The 429-nt window shown below is 65.7% G+C and carries 1 pseudogene; it reads left to right on the forward strand.

The window, feature by feature from the left end:
- A pseudogene (locus tag EOA38_RS38720) lies at positions 1-429 on the forward strand (hypothetical protein); the annotation flags it as partial.

Consider the following 429-nt stretch of genomic DNA (forward strand, 5'->3'; position numbering starts at 1 on the left):
AAGGCGGGGCGATCACGCTGTCGCTCGCGGGCGCCGCCGACGGGCCGATGAAGGGCCAGGTCGACGCCAGCAATTTCTACGTCGTCAACGAGCCGAAGCTCGCTTCGATCGTGTCGACGAAGCCCGCCGGCGATACGCGGAGCCTCAACCAAGCGGTGAAGGCCGATATCGACACCTCAAGGGTGCAATTCGAGCGCGGCTTCGCCGAGATCGACAAGGGCTCGGGCTATCTGAGACTGGCAAACGGCGTGCTGCGGGGGCCGCGCATCGGCACCACCTTCCAGGGCACGCTCTACGACAAGGACAACAACATGGACATGACCGGCACCTTCATGCCGGTCTATGGGCTGAACCGCATCTTCGGCGAGTTGCCGCTGTTCGGCCCGCTGCTCGGCAACGGCCGCGACCGCGGCCTGATCGGCGTCACCT

Origin of the sequence: Mesorhizobium sp. M1E.F.Ca.ET.041.01.1.1, assembly GCF_003997355.1 — a bacterium.
GTDB lineage: Bacteria > Pseudomonadota > Alphaproteobacteria > Rhizobiales > Rhizobiaceae > Mesorhizobium.